The sequence below is a fragment of the Microcoleus sp. PH2017_05_CCC_O_A genome, assembly GCF_020738785.1.
Lineage (GTDB): Bacteria > Cyanobacteriota > Cyanobacteriia > Cyanobacteriales > Microcoleaceae > Microcoleus.
Window position 1 is genome coordinate 9655 of sequence record NZ_JAEQCB010000182.1, and the last position, 8980, is coordinate 18634.

Annotated in this window: 8 protein-coding genes; 4 read left to right on the forward strand and 4 right to left on the reverse strand. The window is 45.4% G+C overall.

Annotation, left to right across the window (positions count from 1 at the left end; genetic code table 11):
- Nucleotides 1–103 precede the first annotated feature (103 nt).
- A complete protein-coding gene (locus tag JGK20_RS29895) occupies nt 104–1924 on the reverse strand; it encodes a glycosyltransferase family 39 protein (RefSeq protein ID WP_293233187.1) in 1821 nt (606 codons plus the stop codon).
- Between the two features lie 350 nt (nt 1925–2274).
- Here JGK20_RS29895 and recA point away from each other — a divergent pair, with 350 nt between their 5' ends.
- The 4 genes from recA (at nt 2275) to JGK20_RS29915 (ending at nt 4882) form a co-directional block, all read left to right on the forward strand.
- On the forward strand, nt 2275–3414 hold the full coding sequence (recA, locus tag JGK20_RS29900) for a recombinase RecA (RefSeq protein ID WP_293182686.1): 1140 nt from the start codon (nt 2275–2277) through the stop codon (nt 3412–3414).
- 736 nt (nt 3415–4150) lie between these two features.
- Entirely contained in the window at nt 4151–4360 is a 210-nt protein-coding gene (locus JGK20_RS29905; protein ID WP_293182688.1) for a hypothetical protein, read from the forward strand.
- 96 nt (nt 4361–4456) lie between these two features.
- Complete coding sequence (locus tag JGK20_RS29910) at nt 4457–4624, forward strand: hypothetical protein (RefSeq protein WP_293182690.1); 168 nt, start codon at nt 4457–4459, stop codon at nt 4622–4624.
- 30 nt (nt 4625–4654) lie between these two features.
- Complete coding sequence (locus tag JGK20_RS29915; protein WP_293148388.1) at nt 4655–4882, forward strand: helix-turn-helix transcriptional regulator; 228 nt, start codon at nt 4655–4657, stop codon at nt 4880–4882.
- A gap of 648 nt (nt 4883–5530) precedes the next feature.
- Here JGK20_RS29915 and JGK20_RS29920 read toward each other — a convergent pair.
- From JGK20_RS29920 to JGK20_RS29930, 3 genes are all read right to left on the reverse strand, one after another.
- Nucleotides 5531–6427: an alpha/beta hydrolase gene (locus JGK20_RS29920; RefSeq protein WP_293213475.1), complete on the reverse strand. Its 897-nt coding sequence runs from the start codon at nt 6425–6427 to the stop codon at nt 5531–5533.
- A gap of 336 nt (nt 6428–6763) precedes the next feature.
- On the reverse strand, nt 6764–8242 hold the full coding sequence (gene dacB / locus JGK20_RS29925) for a D-alanyl-D-alanine carboxypeptidase/D-alanyl-D-alanine-endopeptidase (RefSeq protein ID WP_366039664.1): 1479 nt from the start codon (nt 8240–8242) through the stop codon (nt 6764–6766).
- A gap of 397 nt (nt 8243–8639) precedes the next feature.
- Nucleotides 8640–8966 carry a (2Fe-2S) ferredoxin domain-containing protein gene (locus tag JGK20_RS29930; protein WP_293196226.1) on the reverse strand — a complete coding sequence of 109 codons (327 nt, stop codon included), beginning with the start codon at nt 8964–8966 and terminating at the stop codon, nt 8640–8642.
- Nucleotides 8967–8980 lie beyond the last annotated feature (14 nt).

The following is an 8980-nucleotide window of genomic DNA, read 5'->3' on the forward strand; positions in this document are numbered from 1 at the left end:
TTTATTTAAATTGACAAAATTCTCAAATAGTGACTTAAGGTGCCTCAGATCAAATATTTGAGACAAATCAAACAGTTTTTTTCACTCCGCACCCTATCGGGAACTAAGAAGTTCGTCGCACTCGAAAAAGTTTGGCGTATGGCAATATCGGCTCTAGGCGGCGTTGATTTTGCTTGAGTGCCGATCGCAATTTTTCCGAAGGGCGGAACACCAGAGGAGCCGAATATTTGTTCAGCATCTCGATATCGGGCGACTGACTCAGCAACATCAGCCGTACATCTTTGTCGAGCAAATAACTCAGGGAGAGCAAATCTCCCATGTTAGTAAAGTCATTACCGCGATCGCTAATTACAATTGTATCTTTAATCGAGCGATTAGCCATCGCCTCTTTGTTAATATTTCTCGCAACTTCAGCATTAAAATAACTCAAGTCTTTGCTCCACCAAGTATCAGAAACACCGCTGACTGTACAGGATGCTATGCTTGCTGTAAATACCCCGGCTAAAACGACTTGCCAAAACCGCTGCTGAGTTTTCACATTACTGGCCAGCAAGCAAGCAACTGCTAGCTGCACCCCCGGAAAGCAGGAAATCAGATACCGACTGACGGCGGAGCGTTTGCCACCTAGGATTATATCCGGTAAAACTAGCATCAAAAACGGGACGAAAATTGATGTTATAATAAACATCAAAGTTGAAATATTTGTGCGGCGGCAGATGTTGTAAACGGCTGCCGCAATTAACAGCAAAAATGGCAATCTTAGCAGATAAGTCCAGATATTGTCAAAGCCGAAGTCGAAGTCAAAAAATAAGGCTGTAAAGCTGAGCGTCCACAATTTTGCCAGGTACAGCCAACCAGGAGATATTCGCGTCCAATCTGTCGTTGCTGAGGCTCGTTCCAGGTTGGTCGCCAGCACGTAAATCCACGGCAGATACAAGATTAAAGCTGCTGTTACTGCTAAGAAAAATTGCGAATTAGTTAAGTGACCTCGCAATTTTCTTTTTTTGACAAACAGCCAGCAAGCAATTATAAAAACTCCATGTCCGACAAGTGTTAACGTGAAGAAAGGGTGAGTGTAGCAACCGATCGCGATCGCGATCGAGTAATACGCCCAATTTTGCCACCCCCGCAACCGCAATGCTCTCAGCAGCAGCCAACTGCTGCCAATCACCGTTGCAGTCAGCAAACTGTACTGCCTTGCTGTCTGAGCAAACAAGATGTCAAAGGGAGATAAAGCCAACAGTGTTGTTGCTACTAAGGCTGCCAAATTTGAAGCGAAAAGTTCCTGGGCTAAAGCGTACATCAAAGGCAGCGACAGCAAACTCAATATTGCTGGCAAACTGCGGGATGCTGCAAGAGAACTGCCAAATTGCTGCATCCACAAACGAGCCATCAAAAAGTACAAAGGCGGATGCTGCGGGTCTTCTAGTGCTAAGGAACGTATTGTGTCTGCTGCTGTACTCCCCGGTTTGATCCGCTGATATTTCTGCAATTCTGGTGCGGGAATAATGCGGTTTTGAAATAGTTCGTCGTCGATTTCTTGCCTGGTGAAACCAGCGGCGCGGATTGATGTGTAAGCTTCGTCGTGCCAGTAAAGTTTGCGATCGATCTCGAAGAACCGAAATCCGATACCTAGTAAAATGCCGATCGCCAATAACCAGATCAGCAACCGCGAATTTTGAGGATTTTTGGGATTAACAGATGTGTCTTGATGTGTTGTAGATGCCATGCTTGTCCTAATTGTAGCGATCGTCCCAGATGCGTACCGATCGACTCCGGGGACGATCGCACCACTACGCTCAGAAACCGGGTTTTTTACCGGGTTCGCCTGCTGCAACCTGTGTATTGCTGTGGAAAAACCCGGTTTCTCTCCACCCCCGTTTGGGCCCTGTAAAAGATCGATCGATACCTGTACAGATCCCAACCGACCATTATTCTACCTTCTGCCGAAAGCCTTCTACCTTCCAAGCAAGAGCCACCTTCAACAGTTGACAGTTGATAGTTGACAGTTGACAGTTGACCGAAGGAGAGCGACCTCTACCCTTAAATCCGAGGATTGGAGTAATGAATAGTCTGATTTTAATTTCTCTCTCGAAGGCGGGCGGGCTTTCAACCAATTCTTTCTGGTGAGGGCGCGATCGAGCCCAACCACCGCAAAATCAAGAATTCTAAACCAAATCCCCCCAGAACCTCCAGACCCCAAAAATAACTGCTAACATACGTGTTGTACAGTTAATCAACAAGCTCCGCAAGGGGTCTACCCGCGTACCGAAAATGGCAAAAAAAGAAGCTTCTACAAAAACTACTGAAAACACAGAAAAGCAAAAAGCCCTAACTTCCGTACTGTCCCAAATCGAGCGCAGCTTTGGCAAAGGAGCGATCGTCCGATTGGGAGACTCCACTCGCATGAGGGTAGAAACCATCCCCACCGGAGCTCTGACACTGGACATTGCTTTGGGCGGCGGTTTGCCAAAAGGCCGAGTAATTGAAATTTACGGCCCGGAAAGTTCCGGTAAAACTACTCTAGCGCTCCACGCGATCGCCGAAGTCCAAAAAACCGGCGGCATCGCAGCCTTCGTAGATGCCGAGCACGCCCTCGATCCCACCTACGCCTCAGCATTAGGCGTCGATATTGAAAATCTCTTAGTTTCCCAGCCGGATACCGGCGAAATGGCCCTAGAAATTGTCGATCAACTCGTGCGATCCGTCGCCGTCGATATCGTAGTCATTGACTCCGTAGCCGCCCTCGTCCCCCGCGCCGAAATCGAAGGCGACATGGGCGACTCCCACATGGGTTTGCAAGCCCGCTTGATGAGTCAAGCACTGCGGAAAATCACCGGCAACATCGGTAAATCCGGCTGTACCGTGATTTTCCTCAACCAATTGCGGCAGAAAATCGGCATAACTTACGGCAACCCCGAAACCACAACCGGCGGTAACGCCCTCAAATTTTACGCCAGCGTGCGGCTCGACATTCGCCGCATTCAAAGCTTGAAAAAAGGTACCGAAGAATACGGCAACCGCACAAAAGTTAAAGTTGCTAAAAATAAAGTTGCTCCGCCTTTCCGCATTGCCGAATTTGACATTGTATTTGGTAAAGGCATTTCTACCTTAGGCTGTCTGACTGACTTGGCAGACGAGATGGGAGTAATCCTGAAAAAAGGTTCTTGGTATAGTTACAACGGCGAGAACATCGCTCAAGGACGAGACAAAGTGATTCAACACATGGAGAAAAATATCGATTTCAAAAATGAGATCGAGCGGCTAGTACGGGAAAAACTTGATACTGGGGCAGTGGTTTCTGCTAATTCTGTCGCTCCTGTGGATGTCGATGCTGATGATGTCGATGCTGATGATGATGAGGTTGTTGATAATGATGACATTCAAGATGTAGGAGACATGGAAGAAATTTAAATTTTGTCGCGATCGGTCATTAGTTCTGTCCGCGAAGAGCGTATTGTATAATACGCTCTTCGCGGACACCACTAAAATCAAAAATGCTTGTTACAAAAATGAGATGCTCTCAAATTAAATGGGTGCATCTCATTTTTGCATCAATACTAGCTCGCTTCGAGTGCGTAGGCGCAAGCCGGGACGTAGCCATCGCCCGGGGAAATTTCTGTCACCGAGAGCTATTGAGGTGGGTCGCTACTCGAAAAGTCGATTTTAATTCAGTTTAATGGCGACACACCCTACGAATAATATTGCTACAGGGCAAGCTGTCAAATGTTTACTTCACCCTGCTTTTGGTCTCTTCACCTTGATTCACTTGGTAGCACTCGCATCACTGCGTTTACACGCTTCAGCTTCTGACTCATTGCAGGTGCAAATACTTAGGAGCAGAATAGATTCATATACGTAAGTAAAGGAGTTCCAATCACCGCTAAATACTGTGGAGTTTACGGTTACTTCCCTCTGGGTCAAGCTGCGGTAACTAACACTAGCCAGATTTTGACAACTGACAGATTTCACCTCTGAGGCTGTTTGTAAAGAAATGTAAAAGCTCCTGAAAGTTAATTGCTGTTACAGAATGTAGGATTTCTGAGCTGAACTGTAAAAAAAAGTTGTCTTGATTCATCGGAAAAATGAACTGGACAAACATGAATTTCATTTTTCAGGAACTTAAATTCTTATCCCAGGAGAATCAATCATGACTGACGGTCAATTAGGAGTTATATTAAAGATGGCTCAAACAATTAATCCTCAAATTGAGAGCGATCGACATTTTGAAATAGACTTGGAAAAATTGCGTCAACTGCCAGCAGGAACATTAGGGTGCGAAGTGGCGCGATTTCTAGACGAACAAGGGTTTGAGCCGATCGCATCTGGAGACTGGATTCAACGAAACCACGACGTTTAACCGGTTCTCACTGGTCTTTCACCTTCTGCCGAAGATGAATTTGTACTTCAAGCGTTTACTCGCGCTCAAGTATTTCGCCCTTCCTGTGCGATTTTAGTGTTAGTTGGATTGCTAAGTGGCAAATGCCCGATCGGACAAATTATCAAAGGTTTAAAACATGGAAAATTAGCCGAGCGGCTAATTGACTGGGACGTTGCATCTGATTGGGAAACTCCCTTATCTGAAGTCCGAGAGAAACTGGGGATTCTACCATTAATTGATTAATTTTTTAACTCGTCACTGCACTGCAAAACTATGCAAAGCACAATTTACAAACCGGTAATCAGCCTGAGCCCGCGAGAAAGAGCGATCGCCCAATTAGTAGCGCAAGGTCTGCCAAACAAATGTATTGCCAAAAATTTAAATATCAGTCACTGGACGGTGGCTACTTACGTGAGGCGGATTTTTATCAAACTCGGTGTTTGTTCTAGAACTGCGATGATTGCACTGTTGATGCAAGAAAATATGCTCTGGGACTCATGAGTCGATTTTAGATTTTAGATTTTACGTTGACTCACCTTGATGAATCAGGGAACTTGAACTATGGTCTAAAATTTGGGAATCGATTTTGACCCTCGTGTCGGGCATTTATACCTGTTTTTGAGGCGGAATAAGTTAGATATAGCGGTTCTCAGAAAGATGCGGTACGTAGTTGGGCTTCAGCCCTCTTAGTTTAATGGTTATAGAAGCTGTCAACAGTTGACAGTTGACAGTTGACAGTTGACAGTTGACAGTTTGAGAGCGACCTTTACCCTTAAGTCCGAGGATTGGAGTAATGAATAGTCTGATTTTAATTTCTCCCTCAAAGACTTGGGGCTTTCAACCAATTCTTTCTGGTCAATCATACCTCATCTCTTTGAGAAAGGCTATAGTAGGGTGTGTCAGCCTGATTTAATTCTCTGGTAACTCAGAAATTCTCTACTGACAAGCGAATTTCTTGATGGTACCCGCCACATGATTTATCCGTGGAATCAATCCCAAATCGAAAATCGAAAATCCTCTCTTCCCCCGAATTTATCCGTGGGGTCGCCTCTAAAATCTAAAATCTAAAATCTACAGACATACTCGGAGAAAAATAAAAACCCAGTTTCCGTGTGAAACCGGGTTTTTATTTGCAATATTTAAAACCTTTTATGCCAAAGCCAAAGAACGAGAAGAATTTCTCAAAAAATTCAGCAATTCTCGATTCACCGTTTGCGGCGCTTCCTGCTGAATCCAGTGACCACAATTAGGGATTAATTTTAACTTAAACGGAGCGCTAATTAACCGATCCAAACCTTCTACAAGTGTGTGGCTCAAAAACGCATCTTCTTCTCCCCAAAGCACCAAAGTAGGCACTGTCACAGGATCTAACTTCTGCCCCCAATGCCAAAGACGCTGCGGGTGAAACATCTGCTGGTAATAATTCATCGCGGCCGCTAACACTCCTGGCTTTTCTAAAGCGGTTTGATAAATCTTAGTTTCCTCAGCGCTAAAAGCTCCTTTGCGAACAGCTTGTCCTTGCAAGATATTTTGTACAAAATCTTTCAAATTTTGCCGGATCAACCATTCAGGAATGCCGGGAACTTGAAATGCCAAAATATGCCAACTGCGGCGGAGTTGGTCTAAATTGCTTGCCATTTCCTGCACGAATCGCTGCGGGTGCGGAGCGTTTAAAATTGCCAAGCGGTTGAGTTTTTCGGGGAATTTTTGAGCTAAATGCCACGCGATCGCACCACCGCAATCGTGACCGACAATGTGCGCTTTTGTATAGCCCAGCCGATCGATCAAACCGCGAATATCAGCACTCAGCGTATCCAAATCATAACCGCTTTCCGGCTTGTCCGAATCGTTGTAGCCCCGCAAATCCGGCACCACAACCTTAAAATGACGCGCTAAGGCAGGAATTTGATGGCGCCAAGAGTACCAAAACTCAGGAAACCCGTGCAGGAGGATCACGAGCTCGCCTTCTCCTTGGGAAACGCAGTGCAAGCGGATGTTGTTGGTTTCGACAAAGATGTGTTGCTGTTCGGAATCTAAAGACTTCATAGTTGGAAAGTTAGACTTATTTTCGGGCTGTACAGAACTCGCCGACTGATAGCAGGTTCAAACAGCCCAATGGTTTTAATTCTTCTGTTTTTATTCTAGCTGCTTTTCGATCCCCGCCGCTGCAATCTCATTAAACTTAAAACTTGTAGAGTTTTTCGCCGAATAGCAAGGGTTTGAAGCCCTTACTCAGGTCGGCAGATTGTGATAAGAACGGAGTTTAAATCTATGTTCTTATCACTTCGCACTCAACTGTCAACTGTCAACTGTCAACTGTTTAACGTCTTGTTTTTTAGGTGTAACTACTTAGATAAACTTTCTCACCTTAAATCTGTGGTTTTAACAGCGGCGCAGGCGGTTTAATAATAGCACAATTTCGTCCGTTGCCGATCGCATTTTTGAAGCAGACAGATCGGATTGATTGATGATAATACTAAACACCAGCGGCTCGTAATTGGGAACTTCGATATATCCCGACAGCGCCGAAACTCCGCTCAAAGTTCCAGTTTTTGCTTGCAAAATTACGCGGTTTGATGTAGTATTTATGCGATTTTTCAAAGTGCCGCTATCGCCAGCCACGGGCAGTGATGCGCGGTAGATAGATCCAGTAGGTGAATTCGCCATCAATCTCAAAGTTTGCACCAAGGCTTCTGGACTAATTAAATTGTGGCGGGAAAGTCCGGAACCGTCGGCTAATATGTAGCTGTTTGGATTTACACCTAATTGAGTTAAAGCTATTTTTAACTCCTTCAAACCAATTTCACCTGTATCCTCTTGTGGCACAGGCATCTTGCCTATGACTGTTTGTGAAACAGGCAGGGAGCCTGTAATTTTCCCCAACAATCTCAATAAAACTTCTGCATAAAGATTGTTGCTTTCCCGATTAGTTTCTTTCACCAATTCCGCCAGCGGTGGCGATTCAACAAACGCTAATTCCTGATTTAAATTGCGAGGAACAGGGGCAACCAAAGCTTGTTTGACAGGGATTCCCTCAGCCACTAAAACTTGCTGAAAATGCTGTAAAAAATTATTAGCGGGATTGACAACTGCGACATAAGCTGATTCAGATTCCGCACCAACTTTCAACTGCCCGCCAACTCTAATTGTGGGCCGATCGAACTCCCTGCCAACTTCAATAAACTCCGATTCGGTGGTGGGAACTGTGACTGAATTGTTCAGAACTTGCCACTGATTTGCTAACTTAGGTTCGGCAAAAGTGACTTTCAGAGGTTGCCCGATCGCCTGTGGGGACAAAACAAGCTCGATCGCGTTTTGATTGAAAATTAAACTGTTAACCGGCGCGCCATAGCCAGCTTGGGCGTCTTCCCATTCCCAATTCGGATTGACTGCACTGCCTTGAAAATAGCTGTCATCGCCAATCAACTCATTTATGCGATCGACTCCGCGGCGTTTCAACTGCTGCGCCAAGTCCTTCAACTGAGCCTCCACAATGCTCGGATCGCCCCTACCGGCAACATACAAACTCCCATTTGCGCCGCTGTAAACCGATGTCTTAATCCGAAAATCGGCACCGAGTTTCTGCAAAGCAGCCGCTGTGGTTAGCAGCTTGACATTGGATGCTGGAATAAAATATTTGGTGGCGTCACGGCTGTAGAGAGTCGCCGCAGATGATAGCGGTTGAATCAAAATGCCCCAGCGCGATCGGCTAAATTCAGCACGATTGGCGATCGCATCTACCTTCGCCCCCAATTCCCCAGGACAAATATCCCCAGCAACCGCAGGCGTTTGAGCGACTACCGCCGACGTGCGCCCCAAAATTAGGACTAACAAACTAACCGCAATTCCTTTAATTCTCAAAGCATCACTTCCATCACAATAGACTTCTTAGAAAAGTCCTTTAAATCAAATTTTCGGACGGGCAAGAAGCCCGTCCCACCAAAAAAATCTTTTCTTGTGGAACGGGCATCTTGCCCGTTCCAGGTATTTTTGCAAGAGGTGCGATCGCCATTCAAAATACTTTTTATCAAAATCGTATTTCTCTCTAAAAAATAGGGTACATCTCACTTGGGAAGAGGGCGAAGCATGACCGCATATAAGTTATTAGTTATCATCTCATATTGACTGCGGTCATGCTTCGCCCCTACGGATATATTCGCTTGCATTGAGTAAATCTGCGGTTAACCACCAATCAAAGACTTAAGAGAAAAGTCCAAATTAGATGCAAACATATCTGATAAAAATCACCGAGTCAAGACTAATAATAATAACGCATATGAATTCTCGGATTGAACAGCGCCTCTACAGGTTTTCCGCCTTTGAGGTGCTGTTCCACGATCGACTCTACATCACTCGGTTTAACTCGACAATACCAAATTTGGTCTGGGGTGACTCGCACAGTCGGGCCCGTGTTGCACTGTCCCTGACAGCTAGAAGCTTCAACTTTTACTCCTGGGACTGGTTGGGCTTCAAAGGCAGCTAGCACTGCTGCTGAACCATGTCTCAGGCAAGATTGATACTGGCAAACTAATACACAGCGCGTTTCTGGTTGGGTATCTGCTTCTGCGGCGGTAGATTCTGGCATCGCTAAGAATTTAT

What these genes read in the sequence shown, in the direction of transcription:
- JGK20_RS29920 (WP_293213475.1), bottom strand. Translation starts at nt 6,427, where the DNA reads ATGAAGTCTTTAGATTCCGAACAGCAACACATCTTTGTCGAAACCAAC.
- JGK20_RS29930 (WP_293196226.1), bottom strand. Translation starts at nt 8,966, where the DNA reads ATGCCAGAATCTACCGCCGCAGAAGCAGATACCCAACCAGAAACGCGC.
- JGK20_RS29915 (WP_293148388.1), top strand. Translation starts at nt 4,655, where the DNA reads ATGCAAAGCACAATTTACAAACCGGTAATCAGCCTGAGCCCGCGAGAA.
- recA (WP_293182686.1), top strand. Translation starts at nt 2,275, where the DNA reads ATGGCAAAAAAAGAAGCTTCTACAAAAACTACTGAAAACACAGAAAAG.
- JGK20_RS29905 (WP_293182688.1), top strand. Translation starts at nt 4,151, where the DNA reads ATGACTGACGGTCAATTAGGAGTTATATTAAAGATGGCTCAAACAATT.